The following is an 18,054-nucleotide window of genomic DNA, read 5'->3' as shown; positions in this document are numbered from 1 at the left end:
GAGCCGACGCTTTAGGCAACGGCCCATTGGCCTCGCAATGTGTCTGCGTCGGCGAGAGCCAGCCCGCAGGTTTGGACGGCTCGTCTGGTGGCCGCTACCAGTTCGTGGTTTCCGGAAGCCAATGCCCCATCGGGCAGGAAAAGATTGTTCTCGAATCCGACACGCGCGTGCCCGCCGAGGAGCGCGGCGGCGGCGACGCATGCCGTTTCCTGGCGGCCGAAAGCGCAAACCATCCAGTGCCTCGGCGCCGAAATGGCGGGTGCCATGAACGCAAGCAGGTCGGCGGGACGGGATGTCTGGCCGACCGTGTAGCGCCCGAGCACATAAAGAACCGGCAGATTGTCGAAGGGAATCATGCCGCGACCTGCAAGCGTCGCAAGGTATGAGGCCTCCTGCGGCGAGTAGAGGATAATCTGCGGCGCGATCTTCTCCGTGCGCAACGTTTCGAGGAACGAGGCGAAAGACGCCTCATGCGTTTCGTCGGGCACGAGTTCGCGCAAGGCGAGCGAGACCGCTTCGGGGCGGGTCTCCAGCGTCACTCGCATCTGCTCTTCGGGTCGATAGATGCCCAGCGCCTCGCTGGTGATCTGGATGACGAGCCGTTCGCCGACGCGAGCTTTGATCGCCGCCATCGCCGCCCGGTACGCTTCTGCGTCTAGGAGATGGCGTCCCTGGCGGTCGCGAACATGGACATGGATCATCGCGGCGCCGGCGTCCAGCGAGGCCGCGGCCACATGCGCCAACTCATCGGGTGTCACCGGCAGGGCCGGATGGTCCGCTTTTGTGCGTCTGCCGCCATTTGGCGCGACGGCGATCGCAACAGGATCAGAACGCCCTTGATATGTCCCATCTTGCACGGTCGGCTCCATTTGTAGCACAATAGTCAGTATTGCAACATCTATTGCACAATCTCGCTATCGCGTCTATGGTGGCAAGATGATCCGCGCGCCGCTCACCGATGCCATCGTAGAAGTTTTCGACACGCTGCCATCGCAGCTCCAGGACGCGGCTCGCTATCTTCTCGACAATCCCGAGGACGTCGCGCTGCTTTCGATGCGCGAGCAGGCGCGCCGCGCCGGGCTGCAACCGTGGACGATGGTGCGTCTGGCAAAGCGGTTGGGCTTTGACGGCTATGAGCCGGTGCGCTCGCTCTATGCCAACGCCATGCGGCAGGGCGAGCTCGGCTTTGCCGGCAAGGCGGGCACACAGCTCGCGCACCAGCAGGAGGTCGGCGACCGGGCATTGGCTGCTGAAATGATGAAGTCGCTGTCGAGCCAGATCGCCGAGCTTGCCGATCAAGAACGGCTCGATTCCCTGGCCGCCGCGGCCGAGCGGCTCCACGCCGCACGTCGGATTTTCTGCCTCGGTCTGCGCTCCAGCCATCCGGTCGTCGCGCATTTCGCCTATGTCATGTCCTTCCTTGGCGAAAAGGCGGTGATGCTGGACGGCTCATCGGGAGCCGGCACCGACGCCATCCGCCTGGCGACCGCGGAGGACGTCCTGTTCGCGGTTAGCGTCGCTCCCTACACCAAGCTGACCGTTGATCTTGCCCGCCGCGCCGCTGCCAATGGCGTGCCTGTGATCGCGCTCACCGACAGTATCGTGTCGCCGCTCGTCGGTCTGGCCGCGCAATCGGTCCTGGTTCCAACGGAAAGCCCGTCCTTCTTCCACACCATGTCGCCGGCATTCGTCATCGGTGAGGTGCTCGCGGCACTGATCGCCGGCAAGGGCGGGGAAAAGTCGCTGGCCGCTGTCCGCCGCACAGAGGACCAGCTGTCTCAACTCGACATCCACATCTTGCCGCCGCGCGGCCGGAGGAAAGCATGACCCATATCCTGCATCGCCAGATCCACACCTCGCTTCCTGTCGCCAGCGGCGGCAAGGGCATCGAGCTCTTCGACAGCAATGGCCGTGCCTATATCGACGCGTCAGGCGGGGCCGCCGTCTCGTGTCTCGGCCACGGCCATCCCGATATCCTGGCCGCCATGCACAGGCAGGCCGACCGGCTTGCCTATGCCCACACCAGTTTCTTCACCAGCGACGTCGCCGAAGCTCTGGCCGACCGGCTTGTCGCGGACGCGCCGGCCGGAATCAGCCATTGCTATTTCGTCTCGGGCGGTTCGGAGGCAGTCGAGGCAGCGCTCAAGATGGCGCGGCAGTATTTCGTCGAGATCGGCCAGCCGCAGCGCCGCAACATCATCGCGCGCCGGCAAAGCTACCACGGCAACACACTCGGCGCGCTCGCGACAGGCGGCAATGAATGGCGCCGCGCGCAGTTCCGGCCGCTGCTCATCGAAACGCACCACATCGACCCTTGCTTCGCCTATCGCTTCCAGGAAGCCGGCGAAACGGACGAGGACTATGCCCGGCGAGCGGCGCGGGCGCTGGAGGACAAGATCGTCGACCTCGGACCGGAGACGGTCATGGCCTTCGTTGCCGAGACTGTCGTCGGCGCGACGGCAGGCGCGGTGCCGCCGGTCGCCGACTATCTGCGCCGCATCCGCGAGATCTGCGACAGGTACGGCGTCCTTCTGATCCTCGACGAGGTGATGTGCGGGATGGGCCGCACCGGAACGCTTCACGCCTGCGAACAGGATGGCGTTGCCCCCGATCTGATGACGATCGCCAAGGGGCTGGGCGGCGGCTATCAGCCGATCGGCGCGGTGCTGCTGAGCCGGAGGATATTCGACGCGTTTTCGAATGGCTCGGGGCTATTCCAGCACGGTCATACCTATATCTGCCACCCGATGGCATGCGCCGCGGCACTTGCCGTTCAGGAGGTCATTGCCCGCGACGGGCTGCTCGAAAACGTGAAAGCCATGGGCACGCATCTGGCGCGTCGGCTCGGCGAGCGCTTCGGCAACCGTCCCAATGTGGGCGACGTTCGCGGCCGTGGCCTGTTCATGGGCGTCGAACTGGTCGAGGACCGCTCGACCAAACAACCTTTCGATCCGAAGCGGAAGCTGCATGCGCGCATCAAGAAGGCGGCCATGGCGCGCGGCCTGCTCGTCTACCCCATGGGAGGAACGATCGACGGAGCACTTGGCGACCACGTGCTTCTGGCGCCGCCATTCATCTGCGATGTGCCGGCCATCGATGCGATCGTCGAACGCCTCGACGATGCGATCGGCGAGGCGTTGCGCACATGAGTTCCACGCGCGGAAGACATCTTGTTGCCGCCAGCTGACTGGCTGACAGCTCAGAAAATCTCGTTTGTGATCTGCCTTACCGGGCCGAGCAGGATCGAACCTGTCGGCACGCCATTGTCGATCGGAATGGCCCGGCGCTCCGGCATATCAACCACCGGCGCGCCGACATCGGCCGTCACGATCACCGGCGACTTGGTGGGCACGCGGTCATAGAGGTCTATGATGTCCTGGTTGATCAGGCGCACGCAGCCCGAAGACACCGACTTGCCGATCGACCACCATTCGGGCGAGCCGTGCAGGCGGTAGAGCGTGTCCTGATTGCCCTGGAAGAGATAGAGCGCGCGGGCGCCGAGCGGGTTCTTCAGGCCTCCCGGCATGCCGCCATTCTTGGCGCTGAATTGCGTCAGTTCCGGCTGGCGGGAGACCATCTCGTCCGGCGGCGTCCACTTCGGCCACTTCTGCTTCCACTGCACCACGGCGTCGCCCGACCATTCGAAGCCGGCGCGGCCGAGGCCGACGCCGTAGCGGATCGCCTGGCCGCCCTCGCGCACCAGATAGAGGAAGTGGTTGGTGGTATCGACCACGATGGTGCCCGGCCGCTGACCCGTCGGATCGGGCACGATCTGGCGCAGGAATCGGTGATCGATCTTGTTCACGGGGATGGCCGGCAGGTCGAAGCCGTTGTCCGACATCGCTCCATACATCGTCTCATAATCGCCGAGCGGCGGCTCCACATAGGCCGGCGGTGGCGGCTGCACGGGTTCGGGGCCTGGGCCGGTGGTGGTGCAGGCGGAAACCGCGGCCGAAGCAGCGCCGAGGGCTGTGAGATTGAGGAAGCCACGGCGGTTGATGCGGAAGGAAGCGTCTGACATGGTTGCCTTTTCTAGGTCTCAATTCGCAAGAATGCATGAATCCGCAGGCTGGCCGCCGGCAGCTCCGATAACAGTCGGCGGTGATAGGCGGTTCCAATTCTGGCGTCAGGGTGGACAAACAAAGGCGAAGCTGTGACCGCGACACGTCTGTTGCGCTGCAGCAACATCGGCCTCAGGCGCCTGCCAGAAGACCTTCGAGCGAAGGCAGGATCAGCCCCGGCGGAAAGTCCCGGTATTCGTCGGGCTGGTTGGTGCGATTGATCCAGACGGTGCGGAAGCCAAATTTGGCGGCGCCCGCGACGTCCCAGCGGTTGGAGGACTGGAACGACACCGCCTCCGGATAGAGCCGCCAGCCGGTGACCACCATGTCGTAGACCGACGGGTCGGTCTTGAAGCGCTTGATTTCGTCGACCGAGAAAACGTCGTCCAGTATCTGGTCGAGGGCCGCGGATTTCACCGCCGCCCGCAACATTTCCGGCGAGCCGTTGGATAAGATCGCGAGCTTTGCGCCGGATGCCTTGAGCGCCTTCAGCACCGCCGGCACTTCCGGATAGCAGTCGAGATGCCAATAGGCATCCAGCAGCCTGGCCCTCAACGCCGGATCGGCCGAGGGCACCTTGCGCAGCGCGAAGTCCAGCGCCTGCTCGGTGAGCTGCCAGAAATCGGCATAGGCGCCCATCAACGTCCGCACCCAGGAATATTCGAGTTGCTTGGCCCGCCAGATTTCGGAGAGAAGCTGGCCATCCGGCCCGATCTCGCCGGCATGGCGGCGCACGGCCGCGTGCACGTCGAACAACGTGCCATAGGCGTCGAACACATAGGCCGCATGATGCATGGCTTGAGTTTTGCGGCGCCAAGGCTTGTCGTGCAAGCATTGATTGCGGTCAAGTGCCTCTGGCCTCAACGATTTTTCCCCATGTCGGTTGACGCAGGCCGTCAAAGCATCGTCCTATGGCGGCCTGAAATGACGTATTTGGACGGCAAACGATGACACTGGCGGCGGCGGCACAATCCGCGACATGGACCTATGTGGACGGCGACTGGTACGAGGGCAACGTCGCCATTCTCGGACCGCGCAGCCACGCCATGTGGCTGGGCACCAGCGTTTTCGACGGCGCCCGCTGGTTCGAGGGCGTGGCGCCCGATCTCGACCGTCACGCCGCGCGCGTCAACGACTCGGCGCTCGCGCTCGGCCTGGGCCCTTCCATGGCGACGGAGCAGATCGTTGGGCTGACCTGGGATGGCTTGAAGAAATTCGACGGCAAGACCGCGGTCTACATCAGGCCGATGTACTGGGCCGAGCATGGCGGCTATATGGGCGTGCCAGCGGACCCGTCCTCGACCCGCTTCTGTCTCTGCCTCTACGAATCGCCGATGATTCCGCCTTCCGGCTTTTCGATCGGCGTCTCGCCGTTCCGGCGGCCGACCATCGAGACGATGCCGACCAACGCCAAGGCCGGCTGCCTCTATCCCAACAACGGCCGCGCTATCCTCGAGGCCAAGAACCGCGGTTTCGACAATGCGCTGGTGCTGGACATGCTGGGCAATGTCGCCGAGACCGGCAGCTCCAACATCTTCCTGGTCAAGGACGGCCATGTGATGACCCCGGCGGCGAACGGCACGTTCCTTTCCGGCATCACCCGTTCGCGCACGATCAGCCTGCTCGGCGACTACGGCTTCAGGACCATCGAGAAGGCATTGTCGGTGCGCGATTTCCTCGAGGCGGACGAGATCTTCTCGACCGGCAACCACTCGTAGGTGGTGCCGGTCACCCGCATCGAGGGCCGCGATCTTCAGCCCGGGCCGGTGGCCAAGAAGGCGCGCGAGCTCTACTGGGATTGGGCGCATTCGACTTCCGCCGCCTGAGCGGATAAAAAGGCGACCGGCGCTTCATTCCGGAGTTGCCCCAATCCATTCCAGACCTATCTTAGTCCGTAATTGCAACGGACTTTTCCTGAGGGAGTACCATCCATGGCTTTTGAGTTGCCCGCTTTGCCTTACGACTATGAGGCTCTGCAGCCTTACATGTCGAAGGAGACGCTGGAGTATCACCACGACAAGCACCACAAGGCCTATGTCGACAACGGCAACAAGCTGGCCGCCGAGGCAGGAATGGGCGACCTGTCGGTCGAAGAGGCCGTGAAACAGTCCTTCGGCAAGAATGCCGGGCTCTTCAACAATGCCGCCCAGCACTACAACCACATCCATTTCTGGAAATGGATGAAGAAGGGCGGCGGCGGCAACAAGCTGCCGGGCGCGTTGCAGAAGGCCGTCGACAGCGATCTCGGCGGCTACGACAAGTTCAAGGCGGACTTCATCGCCGCCGGCACCACCCAGTTCGGCTCCGGCTGGGCCTGGCTCTCGGTCAAGGACGGCAAGCTCGCGATCTCGAAGACCCCCAATGGCGAGAACCCGCTGGTCCACGGCGCTTCGCCGATCCTCGGCGTCGATGTGTGGGAGCACTCCTACTACATCGACTACCGCAACGCGCGGCCGAAATATCTCGAAGCCTTCGTCGACAGCCTCATCAACTGGGACTATGTCCTGGAACTCTACGAAAAGGCGAAAGCCTGACTATTCTCAAGGAAAAGCCCCGGCATGCCGGGGCTTTTCTTTTCCGGCCAACACAGGAGATTGATCACCATCGGGAAAATCGTGACGGCACAGGGGAATATTCCCGCCGTCAGGTCCGTTAACACCCAGGGCAATTCGAGGAATAGCGTCGAACGGTTTTCCATCCGAAATTGCGCCAACAAGGAGATAGAGCATCTCACCGTGAACGGTGAAATGGCTTAGTCGCGAACTTCCTTCACCATGGAGCCAATTGAATGAGAAAGCTTGTCCTCGCCATCTCTCTGCTCGCTCTTGCCGGTTCGGCCGCTCTTGCCGATCCGATCCAGGATCGCCAGGCCCTGATGAAGGAGCGCGGCAAGCTCGCCGGCCAATTGTCCAAAGTCGTCAAGGGCGAGGAGGATTTCGACGCCTCCGCCGTGCTGACAACGCTGAAGGCGCTGCAGGCCAATGCCGAGAAGTTCGATGCTGACAGGCTGTTCCCCGCCGGCAGCGACAAGGGCGACACCACAGCCGCGCCGAAGATCTGGGAAGATATGGCGGGCTTCAAGGCGGCCGCGGACAAGTTCCTTGCCAACACAAGGGAAGCGGTCGCTTCGCCGCCGGGTGATGTCGATGGCTTGAAGGCGCAGCTCAACACGATCGGCGGCGACTGCGGCGCCTGCCATCAGAGCTACAGGATCAAGAAGGGCTGATCGCCTGACATGGCCTGGCTGAAGAAGCTCGTCGGCGCCGTCATCGTGCTGGGCGGCGCCGGCGCGGTTGCCGGGTGGGCGCTGTCCACGCCCGTCAGGCTCGATGCCGCGGTCGTCGCACAGCTCGGCCCCGGCGACGCGGCCAGGGGTAAGCGGATCTTCTACGCTGGCGGCTGCACCTCCTGCCACGCCAAACCGGGGTCGAAGGGTGATGCCCGCCTGGAGCTTGGCGGCGGGCTGGAGTTGAAGACGCCGTTCGGCACCTTCGTGCCGCCCAACATCTCGCAGGATCAAAAGGACGGCATCGGCGCCTGGAGCGAGGACGATTTCGCCAATGCCATGCTGAAGGGCGTCTCGCCTTCCGGCGAGCATTTCTATCCGGCCTTTCCTTACGCCTCCTACGCGCGCATGAAGCCGGCCGACATCGCCGACCTCTACGCCTACATGAAGACGCTGCCGGCGGTCGCCGGCAAGGCGCCTGGTCACAAGCTTTCGTTCCCCTTCAACATCCGTCGCGGCATCGGCCTCTGGAAGCTTCTCTTCCTCAGCCCCAATCCGGTGATCGCGCTGCCCGACGGCACGCCGGACAAGGTGCTGGCCGGCCGCTACCTGGTCGAAGGTCCTGGCCATTGCGGTGAATGCCACACGCCGCGCGATTTCGCCGGCGGCGTGAAGAAGGCCGAGTGGCTCGCGGGCGCCGTGGCCGCCGAAGGCTCAGGCGTCGTGCCCAACATCACCCCCGGCGGGAACAGCATCAAAAGCTGGTCCGAATCCGACATCGCCAATTATCTCGAAACCGGTTTCACGCCTGATTTCGATTCCGTCGGCGGCGCCATGGTCGATGTGCAGCGCAACATGGCCCTGCTGACGGCCGACGACCGCGCCGCGATCGCCGCCTATCTCAAGGCCCTTCCGGCGCACCCCAACGGTTATCCTGCGCGCAAGCCGTCCAAATAGTCCCAGGCTCTAAGGGTGACGGTCGCCGAGAAAATCGAAGCCGTTCTCGAAAAAATGGTTGTAGTCGCAGGTCAGTTCCTCGCCCGGCGCGATGTCGCGCAGCGCGTAGGTTTCCTCGGGCGAAGAGACGTCACAGTTCGGCTCGTCGGCGTGGTTCATGTAGCGGGCGTCATCGGCCTCGAAGACGATGAAGTTGGGATCGCGTCGGTCCGGATAGGAATAACGGTCGAGATAGTTCTTCACCGGGCCGGATTCGCCCTCATAGGTGTCGACGTGAATGCGCCGGTCGAACCTCGGATCGAGCTTCCAGATCAGCGTGCCCCGCGCAATGCGGTGTTTGGCGAAGACGCCGATGCCCTGGATAGACGATTTGTCGAGATAGACGTCGACGAGCAGCATGACGAACCCTACGGATGACAGGTGACGCGGCCTGAGAGACCGCACCCAAAGAACCGAACCCAACCGAGCATTGCCTAACGCCTGGCCTTCACGATTGCGAGGGAAAAATCAGGTCTTGCCGGTCACTTTCAGGGCATAGGCGTAGATGTACGCGATCTCCTCCAGGCGCGAGAACCGGCCCGACGCGCCGGCATGGCCGGATTCCATGTTGATCTTGAACAGCACTGGATTGTCGCCAGCCTTTCGCTCGCGCAGCCGCGCCACCCATTTGGCCGGCTCCCAATAGGTGACGCGCGGGTCGGTTAGCCCGGCCAGCGCCAGGATCGGCGGATAGTCGAGCGCCGCGACATTGTCGTAGGGCGAATAGGCCGCGATCGTGTTGTAGTCGTCGGCTGACGCGATCGGATTGCCCCATTCCGGCCATTCCGGCGGCGTCAGCGGCAGGGTTTCATCGAGCATGGTGGTGAGCACGTCGACGAACGGCACCTCGGCGACAATACCGCCGAAGCTGTCGGGCGCCATGTTGGCGATCGCCCCCATCAGCATGCCGCCGGCCGAGCCGCCCTGCGCGACGACGCGGTCGTGTTGCGTGTAGCGCTCAGCCACCAGATGGCGCGCTGAGGCGATGAAGTCGGTGAAGGTGTTCATCTTCTTCGCCCGCTTGCCGTCGTCGTACCAGCCATAGCCCTTGTCCTTGCCGCCGCGCACATGCGCGATGGCGTAGACGAAGCCGCGGTCGACCAGCGACAGGCAGTTGGTGTTGAAGGCCGCCGGCACCGTGATGCCATAGGAGCCGTAGCCGTAGAGCAGGCAGGGCGCCGAGCCGTCGAGGGGCGTGTCGCGATGGTGGATAAGCGAGATCGGCACCAACTCGCCGTCGGCAGCCGGCGCCATCAGCCGGCGTGTCACATAGTGTTCCGAATCGTGGCCTGAAGGCACTTCCTGCGTCTTCAGCAGGACGCGCTCCCGGGTGCGCATGTTGTAGTCGAACACCTGCGCCGGCGTCGTCATCGACGAATAGGTGAAGCGCATCACCTCGGTGTCGTATTCATAGGAGCCGGAGAGGCCGAGCGAGAAGGCCTCCTCGTCGAAGGAAATGAAATGCTCCTCGCCGGTCAGGCGGTCGCGCACGACGATGCGCGGCAGGCCTTCCTTGCGCTCCAGTCTGACCATGTGATGCTTAAAGCCGAGCACCGACAGGATCAGCCGGCCGGGTTCGTGTGGCACCAGTTCCGTCCAATTGGCACGCACCGGGTTTTCGACCGGCGCCGTCATGATCTTGAAGTCCTTGGCGCCGTCGGCGTTGGTGAGGATGAAGAAGACGTCGCCGCCTTCTACCAGGTCATACTGCAGGCCGGTCTCGCGCGCCGCCACCAGCTTCGGCTCGGCGACAGGTTCGTCGGCGCGCAGCAGGCGGTATTCCGAGGTTTCATGATCGTTGATGCCGATCATGATCCAGTCGTTGGAGCGCGTGCCGCTGACGTCCATGAAGAAGCCCGGATCTGTCTCCTCATAGATCAGTCGGTCGTTCTCCGGAGCGCCGCCGAGCGCATGGAAGAACACCTTGGACGGGCGATGGCTGTCGTCGAGGCGGGTGTAGAAGAAGCCGTCGTCACCGGCGTTCCACACCCCGCCGCCGCCCGTATCCGGGATCCGGTCGATGAGTTCCTTGCCGCCTGCGATGTCGCGCACGCGCAGCGTGAAGAATTCCGAGCCCTTGTCGTCGAAGGCCCAAAGCAGCTTGCGATGATCGGCCGAATGGTCGACGCCGCCGAGACGGAAATACGGCTTGCCCGCGGCTTCCGCGTCGCCGTCGAGCAGGATCTCCTCGGTGCCGCCGTCACGCGGCGTGCGGAAGTAGCGCGGCTGTTCGCCGCCGAGCTTGAAGGATGAGCCATAGGCATAGGCGCCGTCCTTCATCGGCACGGTCGAGTCGTCCTCCTTGATGCGCCCCTTCATCTCGACGAACAGTCCGCTCCGCAACTCGGCCGTACCGGCCATCAGCGTTGCCTGATAGGCGTTCTCGGCCTCGAGATGAGCGCGGATCGCACCGTCGAGGAGCGAAGGGTCCCTGAACATCGCCTGCCAGTTGTCGGCGCGCATCCAGGCATAGTCGTCGGTGCGGGCGATGCCGTGATGCACATCGAAGACAGGATGTTTCTCGGGCCGCGGCGGGTTGGCGGTCGGGAAGGCGGAGGATCTGGTCATTACGTCTCGCTGTGGAATTTGCCCGAAATTGGCTTGAATGGCGGATGAACACGTCGCTCAGCGGCGGTTCAAGGGGCGGGGTTCAAGGTAGCTTACAGAAGTTAGGTCGAAGGGGGAAAAGATGAAATCCTATGTTCGCGCCGCGCTGGCTTTGACTGTCGCCTCGACAGTCCTGACCTTCTCCGGCCAGTCAAATGCAACTGCATTCGCCGCCTGGCAAGTGGCGGGAGTGCCGTTCGGCGACACGCTCAACGCGCGCAAATATCCGTCCAATACGTCGCAAAAGCAGGCGGGCTATCCGAACGGCACCGTCCTGCAGATGACCGGCCGCTGCACGGGCGGGATAGATCTGCTCGACATTGCCGGGCAGCCGCACTGAAAGCAGCGGCAGACGATCCGCCACCGCTGGTGCGAGGTCTGGCATGATCCGGCGCAGAACGGCCATTTCGCCACCGGTTGGGTCTACGGCAAGTACATCACCCCCTATTGAGAGCGTTGTCGCGCCCATCTGATTGCACGCCCCGCGAGGATGAGTGTTCTTGCAGCCTGTGATCCGTAGGATTCTTCGTGCCGGCCGCCGTGGGTGGTCAAGCATTAGTCAAGCATTAAGAGCCTTGTTCGGCCTCGCCTGAGGTGTAAAGCGTACTTGCCGTGACGTCAGGTTGCGCTGGTCTGACCAGAAAAATCTCGCTAAGTTACACGGCGCACGAATTTTTGAAGCTGAATCGGCAATATTTGATGAATATCGCCGAATATAATTCAATTGGTGAATTGACTTACTTGCAGCACAGCGTCATTAAGATGATGCGACGCGAATCGCAGGGTTTGCCTGCATGAAGTTCGCGCGATGCCCGATCTCAGAAAAAGGGCACAGTCTAGAAACAAACTCTCGTTGGGGCCTGAACACAATGGATATCGTCGAAACACCTTCAAGGAATAGTGACGCGCTGATCGAGCTGACCGCCGACGTCGTCGCGGCCTATGTCAGCAACAACCCGGTGCCGGTCGGCGAACTGCCGAACCTCATCGCCGATGTCCATGCCGCGCTCGGCCGCGTCGGCGGCTCGAGCGAGCAGCCGTCGGCCGAGAAGCAGAAGCCCGCCGTCAATCCGAAGCGCTCCGTGCACGACGACTACATCGTCTGTCTTGAGGACGGCAAGAAGTTCAAGTCGCTGAAGCGCCATTTGATGACCCACTACAATCTCACTCCGGAAGAATATCGCGAGAAGTGGGGCTTGGACGCCAACTATCCGATGGTCGCGCCCAACTACGCCGCGGCCCGTTCGCAACTGGCCAAGAAGATGGGGCTCGGCCGCAAGCCCAAGAGCCGCCGATAGGCGGATATCGGACCAAGCAAATTCGACGGCGCCCTTGCGGCGCCGTTTTGCTTTTCAGGAAGGCGAGGAGTTACGTCAGGCGGTCTGCTTCAGCGCCGCATCTGCATCGCGCTTGATGCGCTTGACCATCGAGCGCAGGCCGTTGGCGCGCTGCGGCGACAGGTGCTCGTCGAGGCCGAGCTCCTTCAGCGTCACTTCGGCGTCGGTGTTCTGGATCTGGCTGGCTGGCCGGCCCGAGAACAGCGCCAGCATGATGGCGACGAGGCCACGCACGATGTGGGCGTCCGAATCCCCCTGGAAGCTGATCACCGGATCGATGCCTGGCCCCTGTTCGGTCGTCAGCCACACCTGGCTGACGCAGCCCGGCACCTTGTTGGCCGCAGTGCGTTCGGCCTCGGGAAACGGCGGCAGCGCCTCGCCGAGCTCGATCACATAGCGGTAGCGGTCCTCCCATTCATCGAGCAGGGAAAAGTCGTCGCGGATCGTTTCGATCGAGGTCGTCATTGCCCGCATATAGTGACCCGGCGCCGCCACGTCACGGAAAAAGAAAGACGCCGCGGGCGTCGAGAGGTCAGACGGGCCCGCGGCGTTAGAGCAATTCCAGGAAAAGTGTGAAACGATATTCCATACGGAATTGCGCCAAAACTAAAGAAGCCGAGCGAACGGCTGAAAGGAAAGTCAGTTCTTCGTCGTCAGCATCACCGGGATGTTGACCTTGGTAGGCAAGACGATGTCTGCGGCGACGCTGCCGGTGGTCTCGGCGGAGGTTTCCGCCACCTTCGCTTCGGTGGCGGCCGGCTGCCCCGACTGCTGGTCGTCAAGCATGGCGGCTGCGATCTTGGCGGTTTCCTTGGCTCGGACGGTGATGGTGTGCATGGCCGATTTGCCGGTTTCGCAGACGTCCGGCTTGCGCTCGCAGATGCCCGCTATGTCGCCGACCGCCTCGCGCGCCGCAAACAGCGCCTGGATCGGCCCGACCGCCTCGCGGCCGTCTTCATCGGGGCCGACGCTGAGCGGTAGTGCCAGGAGCACCAGCGAAAACCAGAAAGCCATCCTGATCAGAAAACCCATCCCAATGCCTCTCGTCCGTGACCGGATCATGCATCCGTCGGCATGACCTCTTTTATGGGCAGGATAGTGGCATGAGCCGCGCAAAGGACGGCTTGAGCCGAAGCCGCGAATTTTCTTCAAATTTTAGGCAAATCCGAAAGGATCGGTTTTCGAGACCGATTTCATTCAAATCTCATCGATTGCGTTAACTTTGCGATAACCATCTATATAGTTGTTTTAAAAGGGAAATCTAAAAAGTATGCAGCTTCGACGCGGGGTTTTCAGCAGACCTGGCGCGCCGGTTTCGGCTAACGCTCCATTTACCATGGCGGCAGATCGACGGGCTTTCCTATGCCGGCGTCCCAATATTTGCCGTGCCCGAGGCGCTCGCCTCGTTTGCCTTATCCATTCCTTAAACGCTGGATGCGAGTTTCAAGCCAATCAAGAGTCACCTGCAAAGCAGGGCAGTTTCACGACCGGGTATGCGTGCGGTGAGTTCGATTACGGCCAGTTACGTTCAATTGCCCGGCGCAATGGCTGCCGGCTGCGAACGCATGGTTCACCCGACCGTCACGGGCGAGGCTGAGCGCCTGCGTCAGCGCCGCTTCATCGGCGTCATGCTCGCCGCTCCTTTTCTCGCCGCGGGCGCTGCGGTGACGCTGGTCACCTCAAGTCTCGGTGCGGCCGTTACCGTGGCCGCGATCTTCGGCGCTTTCGGCCTGTGCTGGTTCGCAGCGCTTCTGGTTGCCGCCACCGGCCGCATGGCGCTCGCCGGCCGTGCGGCGATCGCGATGGGCGGCCTCGCTCTTGCCGGCGCAATCGCCGCGGCAGGCGGTCTGGCCTCACCGGTCGCGCTGCTTGCCATCGCTTTGCCGGTCGAGGCCTGGTGGATCACTGGATCGCGGCGCGCAGCGCTTTCGGGCGCGCTGGCGGCTCTCGCCGCCATCCTGCTGCAGCCTTTCGCGAACCAGCTCTTGCCACTCGGCGCCACCGGGATCGCCGCCTGGCACTGGCTCCTGCCACTCGCCTGGGCGCTTACGCTGCTGCCGCGCGCGGCGGCCTTCGCCCATCCGTCTGGCGCGCAGCAGGCGGAGCCTGCGGCCGACCGTCTCGAGGAGATCATCGACGCCGTCGTGCTGCGCATTGGCCGCCAGGGCGAAGTTCTCGATGCCTCGGCCAAGGCGCGTTCCATTCTGAAGCTGGCGCCTGAGCTCCTGCTCGGCACGGGCCTGTTCGAGCGCGTCCATCTTGCCGACCGCGTCGCCTATCTCACCGCGCTCGCGGACATGCGCGAGGGCGCGCCGAAGCGCCGGCTCGACCTGCGCATCCGGCTGCCGCGCGACGGTGGCGGCTCGGCCGACAATTTCCGCCCGTTCCGCCTGGAATTGATGCGCGGCGAGCTCGAGCCGGACGTCTTCACCCTGGTGCTGCGCGAGAACGACGACGTCGCGGCCTTGCGCGAAGAGCTTGCCTCGGCTAAGGACGCCGCGGCAGCCTCCGAAGTGGCCAAGGGTCGTTTCCTGGCGGTGGTCAGCCATGAGCTGCGCACGCCGCTCAACGCCATCATCGGCTTCTCCGACATGCTGCTGCACGAAATGTTCGGCGCCTTCCGCGACCCGCGGCAGAAGGAATATGTCGGGCTGGTCAGGGAGTCCGGCCAGCATCTTCTGTCAGTCGTCACCTCGATCCTCGACGTCTCGCGCATCGAGGCCGGCGCCTATGCGACCGAGCTGGAACCGTTCCGCTTTGTCGACGCGGTCGATATGTGCCGCTCGATGATGCGGCCGCTGGCGGAGGCCAAGAGCATCGCGCTCGGCGCGCAGATCGCGCCGGATACCGGCGAGATCAACGCCGACCGCCGCGCCATGCAGCAGATCCTGATCAATCTCGTTTCGAACGCCGTGAAGTTCACGCCCGACGGCGGCAGTGTGGTGATCGGCGCCAAGCGCGTCGGCTCGCGACTGCATTTCTGGGTGAGCGACACCGGCATCGGCATCGCCGAGGAGGATATGGCCAATCTCGGCCAGCCGTTCATGCAGATCCAGAACGACTATACGCGCCGTTTCGAGGGAACGGGGCTCGGCCTGTCGCTGGTCAAGGGTCTTGTGGCGCTGCACGAGGGCACGATGTCGATCGAGAGCGCCCCGGGCGAAGGTACCACGGTGACGATCAGCCTGCCGGTGAACGGACCGAAGCGGCGCTCGGGCGCGCCGGCGGGCGTGCTGCCGATGCCGGTCGCAAAGCCGAAGGGGGATGCAGATGGGGACAGCAATGGCTCGCTCCGCAAGACGGCCTAAGGTGGTCGAACCCGAGCGCGGCGTGCTTGCAGAGGGCGCTGTGGCCGTAGGCCAGATGATCTCGCGCAATCCGGTTATGGTCGGCGGCTCGACCGCCTTCCTGGTGACGCTCTTCTACGTTTCGGCCAATGCGCTCTGGTACCAGCCTTTTCCGCATACGAGCGCCTTCTTCGCCACCAGGAGCATCGAAAATTTCCCGCACGTCGTCTCCGACGAGCCGGAGACGACAATCAACATCGTGCGGCAGGCGCCGGCGCAGCCGGCTCCCAAGCCCGATCCGGTCGTCCAGCAGGTGCAGGGCATCCTGAAGGACCTCAACTTCTACGACGGCACCGTCGACGGCCTCACAGGCCCGGCCACGCGGAAGGCCATCCAGGCGTATCAGCTCAAGGTCGGGCTGCCGTCATCCGGCGAGATCGACGGCGCGCTGCTCGACCAGCTCGGCGCCCGGCAGACGACCTCGGCCATCCCGCATCCAGCGCCCCGGCCGGCAGCCGCGGTCCCAGCGGCCGCGCCGGCTCCAGTTCCGGTCTCCGCGCCTGCCGACGGCGCAACGCAGGCGCCCGACGCCCGCATCGTCAAGATCCAGGCCGGGCTCAAAGCCTTCGGCAATGACGACATGCAGCTCGACGGTGTCGTCGGCGCCCGCACCAAGGCCGCCATCAAGGAGTTCCAGGCGCTGTTCGGCCTGCCCGAGACCGGCGAGCCGGACGAGGCGGTCTACGTCAAGATGCGCGAGATCGGCCTGACGAACTGAGGCCTTCTCCGGCCATTCCGGTTCCGCCGCCGATGCTGTAAGGACCGCGCATGTCGCCCGGAACCTTCTCATGCGCGTAACCACCGACCTTTGGGTGTCGGCCCTTGTGCGCCGCGTCTTCGGCGCCGGCGGCTTTGCCGCCGTGGTCAAGCGCGGCGCCACCGAGGCGGGCGCCGTCTTCGTGCTGTCGCGCGGGCGGATGGGAGAGGTAGTCCTCTATGGGCCGGCGCCGCAGACGAGCTACGATTCGGCCAAACCCGACGAGCGCTTCTTCATCCAGTTCGATACTAGCGAGGATGGCTCGGCGTTCGATGCGCGGCTGGAGCGGGAGAAGAAATTCGACCCCGACATTTGGGTTGTCGAGATCGAGGCAGGGACTGTTCCGGTCGAAGAGCTTCTTTCGGTGAAGACCGACTAGGCCGTCGACTGATAAGCCCGCCAGCCACAGCCGCACTGAGGCAGGCTGGACCATTGCGAGAAAGTTGGCGGCCAGCTTGTAGTAGCGGGTGGCGACGCAGCGGGAAGTGTTTGAGCTTAGAAAAGAACGCTCGATCAGGTTCCGATACCTTCCAGAACGGTCGAGCGTGTCCGTCTTGAGCGGTCCGCTCGACCGTGCCGCCCCGCAATCATGCCGCTTCCCCCTTCTGGATGGGAAACCGGGCGGCGAAGACTTCTTTGGCCGCAAACAGCCCGTTGAGCGCCGCTGGAAAGCCGGCATAAACCGCCATCTGTATGATGGTTTCGGTGATTTCGTCCTTGGTCAGCCCGACATTCAGTCCCGCCTCGATATGGACTTTCAGTTGCGGGGTCGCGGTCCCCATCGCTGTCAGCGCCGCGATGGTCGCGATCTCACGGGCGCGCAGATCGAGGCCGGGGCGGCTGTAAATGTCGCCAAACGAGAACTCGAACACGTAGTTTGCGAAGTCGGGTGCAATGTCAGCCAGAGCGGCAATGACATTGTGCCCGGCTTGGCCGTCGATTTCAGCGAGCGCCCGCTTGCCGCGTTCCAGCCGGCTTTCGCCGACGTTCGGGGATTGGTGCGTCATGGTCCTTCATCCTCTGTTCCTTGCCGGCATATCCGGCAATCTTGGTGTCGAGGACGAGAAGGCAGGCTTGCAGTTTGGCCACATGCGCACGGACACGCTCACGGTGCTCTTCGAGCAACGCGCTGCGCTCCGCTTCCGTGTCGACGCCGCGCTCCCGCAAGGCCGCGTAACGCAGCATTTCCCGAATAGGCATCCCGGTCGTTTTGAGACGATCGAGAAATTCTATCCAGATCAGGATTGATGCGTCGTAGTCGCGTTGGCCCGATTGGTCCCTGTCGGCATAGGGAAACAGCCCGATCCGCTCATAGTAACGGATAGTGTAGGCAGACAGTCCCGAACGCTTCGCCAGCTCGCCAATCTTCATCAACGCCCTTCTTTCGTCACGACGCTCAGAAAGCTACGAGTTAGAGTGCGCTCTAAGTCAAGAGGTGCTTGTCACTTTGTCGTGTCGCGGAAATACCGAGTCGCGACGACATCGGCTCGTTGATTTTCAAGCGAAAAATCTGTCGCAAATGTCAGGTAGAAAAGTCGGCCCTACGCGACGACTTTTGCGACACCGGAGCGCCGCTTTATCATCTGCCAGCCCTGAAGCGGCCTGACCGCATATCACCCAAAGTTGGTCATGCCGCATCTATGGGTTCACGGCCTAGTGCATGTCGCCCGGATGTGTGCTGCGGTTCTGGGACAACGACATCAAAACAAAGACTTAAAGCGTG

19 protein-coding genes and 2 pseudogenes are annotated in these 18,054 nt (G+C 63.3%); 11 read left to right on the top strand and 10 right to left on the bottom strand.

Features of this window, described 5'->3' with window-relative positions:
* Positions 1-11: 11 nt before the first annotated feature.
* On the bottom strand, positions 12-857 hold the full coding sequence (locus EN853_RS20515; protein ID WP_245517133.1) for a 3-keto-5-aminohexanoate cleavage protein: 846 nt from the start codon (positions 855-857) through the stop codon (positions 12-14).
* A 79-nt stretch (positions 858-936) separates the two neighbouring features.
* On the opposite strand from EN853_RS20515, the gene EN853_RS20510 reads away from it, so the two are divergent.
* A complete protein-coding gene (locus EN853_RS20510; protein ID WP_127861247.1) occupies positions 937-1,827 on the top strand; it encodes a MurR/RpiR family transcriptional regulator in 891 nt (296 codons plus the stop codon).
* Positions 1,824-3,149, top strand: a complete 1,326-nt coding sequence (locus tag EN853_RS20505) for an aspartate aminotransferase family protein (RefSeq protein WP_127861248.1) — start codon at positions 1,824-1,826, stop codon at positions 3,147-3,149. Before EN853_RS20510 ends, EN853_RS20505 begins: the two co-directional genes overlap by 4 nt.
* 50 nt (positions 3,150-3,199) lie before the next feature.
* On the opposite strand, the gene EN853_RS20500 is transcribed toward EN853_RS20505, so the two are convergent.
* Together EN853_RS20500 and EN853_RS20495 are read right to left on the bottom strand one after the other, a co-directional pair.
* Positions 3,200-4,021: a L,D-transpeptidase gene (locus tag EN853_RS20500; RefSeq protein ID WP_127861249.1), complete on the bottom strand. Its 822-nt coding sequence runs from the start codon at positions 4,019-4,021 to the stop codon at positions 3,200-3,202.
* A gap of 172 nt (positions 4,022-4,193) precedes the next feature.
* Complete coding sequence (locus EN853_RS20495; protein WP_127861250.1) at positions 4,194-4,856, bottom strand: haloacid dehalogenase type II; 663 nt, start codon at positions 4,854-4,856, stop codon at positions 4,194-4,196.
* A gap of 152 nt (positions 4,857-5,008) precedes the next feature.
* Here EN853_RS20495 and EN853_RS20490 point away from each other — a divergent pair.
* The 4 genes and pseudogenes from EN853_RS20490 to EN853_RS20470 all read left to right on the top strand — a co-directional run bounded on the left by EN853_RS20490 (position 5,009) and on the right by EN853_RS20470 (position 8,244).
* Positions 5,009-5,887 (top strand): annotated as a pseudogene (locus tag EN853_RS20490) (branched-chain amino acid aminotransferase).
* Positions 5,888-5,992: 105 nt separating this feature from the next.
* Positions 5,993-6,595, top strand: a complete 603-nt coding sequence (locus EN853_RS20485; RefSeq protein ID WP_127861251.1) for a superoxide dismutase — start codon at positions 5,993-5,995, stop codon at positions 6,593-6,595.
* Positions 6,596-6,849: 254 nt separating this feature from the next.
* Positions 6,850-7,287 carry a cytochrome c gene (locus tag EN853_RS20475; RefSeq protein WP_127861252.1) on the top strand — a complete coding sequence of 146 codons (438 nt, stop codon included), beginning with the start codon at positions 6,850-6,852 and terminating at the stop codon, positions 7,285-7,287.
* Positions 7,288-7,296: 9 nt separating this feature from the next.
* Positions 7,297-8,244, top strand: a complete 948-nt coding sequence (locus EN853_RS20470; protein WP_127861253.1) for a cytochrome c — start codon at positions 7,297-7,299, stop codon at positions 8,242-8,244.
* A 9-nt stretch (positions 8,245-8,253) separates the two neighbouring features.
* On the opposite strand, the gene EN853_RS20465 is transcribed toward EN853_RS20470, so the two are convergent.
* Together EN853_RS20465 and EN853_RS20460 are read right to left on the bottom strand one after the other, a co-directional pair.
* Complete coding sequence (locus EN853_RS20465) at positions 8,254-8,643, bottom strand: SET domain-containing protein-lysine N-methyltransferase (RefSeq protein ID WP_127861254.1); 390 nt, start codon at positions 8,641-8,643, stop codon at positions 8,254-8,256.
* A 108-nt stretch (positions 8,644-8,751) separates the two neighbouring features.
* Complete coding sequence (locus EN853_RS20460; protein ID WP_127861255.1) at positions 8,752-10,851, bottom strand: S9 family peptidase; 2,100 nt, start codon at positions 10,849-10,851, stop codon at positions 8,752-8,754.
* Positions 10,852-10,972: 121 nt separating this feature from the next.
* On the opposite strand from EN853_RS20460, the gene EN853_RS20455 reads away from it, so the two are divergent.
* A complete protein-coding gene (locus EN853_RS20455; protein WP_348631596.1) occupies positions 10,973-11,230 on the top strand; it encodes a hypothetical protein in 258 nt (85 codons plus the stop codon).
* Positions 11,231-11,759: 529 nt separating this feature from the next.
* Entirely contained in the window at positions 11,760-12,188 is a 429-nt protein-coding gene (locus tag EN853_RS20450; protein ID WP_127861256.1) for a MucR family transcriptional regulator, read from the top strand.
* 75 nt (positions 12,189-12,263) lie between these two features.
* Here EN853_RS20450 and EN853_RS20445 read toward each other — a convergent pair whose 3' ends face one another.
* Positions 12,264-12,692: a SufE family protein gene (locus EN853_RS20445; RefSeq protein WP_127861314.1), complete on the bottom strand. Its 429-nt coding sequence runs from the start codon at positions 12,690-12,692 to the stop codon at positions 12,264-12,266.
* Positions 12,693-12,866: 174 nt separating this feature from the next.
* Positions 12,867-13,259 carry a DUF5330 domain-containing protein gene (locus EN853_RS20440; protein ID WP_127861257.1) on the bottom strand — a complete coding sequence of 131 codons (393 nt, stop codon included), beginning with the start codon at positions 13,257-13,259 and terminating at the stop codon, positions 12,867-12,869.
* A gap of 533 nt (positions 13,260-13,792) precedes the next feature.
* On the opposite strand from EN853_RS20440, the gene EN853_RS20435 reads away from it, so the two are divergent.
* The 3 genes from EN853_RS20435 (at position 13,793) to EN853_RS20425 (ending at position 16,710) form a co-directional block, all read left to right on the top strand.
* Positions 13,793-15,535: a PAS domain-containing sensor histidine kinase gene (locus EN853_RS20435; RefSeq protein WP_127861258.1), complete on the top strand. Its 1,743-nt coding sequence runs from the start codon at positions 13,793-13,795 to the stop codon at positions 15,533-15,535.
* The gene (locus EN853_RS20430; RefSeq protein ID WP_127861259.1) at positions 15,510-16,292 is read left to right on the top strand and encodes a peptidoglycan-binding protein; all 783 of its coding nucleotides are present in this window, start codon (positions 15,510-15,512) and stop codon (positions 16,290-16,292) included. Before EN853_RS20435 ends, EN853_RS20430 begins: the two co-directional genes overlap by 26 nt.
* Before the next feature lie 70 nt (positions 16,293-16,362).
* Entirely contained in the window at positions 16,363-16,710 is a 348-nt protein-coding gene (locus EN853_RS20425) for a DUF1491 family protein (protein ID WP_127426225.1), read from the top strand.
* Here EN853_RS20425 and EN853_RS20420 read toward each other — a convergent pair.
* The 3 genes and pseudogenes from EN853_RS20420 to EN853_RS20410 form a co-directional block, all read right to left on the bottom strand.
* Positions 16,707-16,854: pseudogene (locus EN853_RS20420) on the bottom strand (IS5/IS1182 family transposase); the annotation flags it as partial. The gene EN853_RS20425 and the pseudogene EN853_RS20420 sit on opposite strands and share 4 nt — an antisense overlap.
* 64 nt (positions 16,855-16,918) lie before the next feature.
* Positions 16,919-17,338, bottom strand: a complete 420-nt coding sequence (locus EN853_RS20415; protein WP_127861260.1) for a carboxymuconolactone decarboxylase family protein — start codon at positions 17,336-17,338, stop codon at positions 16,919-16,921.
* Positions 17,274-17,702, bottom strand: coding sequence for a MerR family transcriptional regulator (locus tag EN853_RS20410; RefSeq protein ID WP_127861261.1), 429 nt, complete (start codon positions 17,700-17,702; stop codon positions 17,274-17,276). The genes EN853_RS20415 and EN853_RS20410 overlap by 65 nt, the downstream gene beginning before the upstream one ends.
* Positions 17,703-18,054: the final 352 nt, after the last annotated feature.

This window comes from Mesorhizobium sp. M1C.F.Ca.ET.210.01.1.1, assembly GCF_004791585.1.
Classification (GTDB): Bacteria; Pseudomonadota; Alphaproteobacteria; order Rhizobiales; family Rhizobiaceae; genus Mesorhizobium.
Note: the sequence above shows the minus strand (reverse complement) of the source record. Positions and strands in the feature narration are given on the sequence as shown.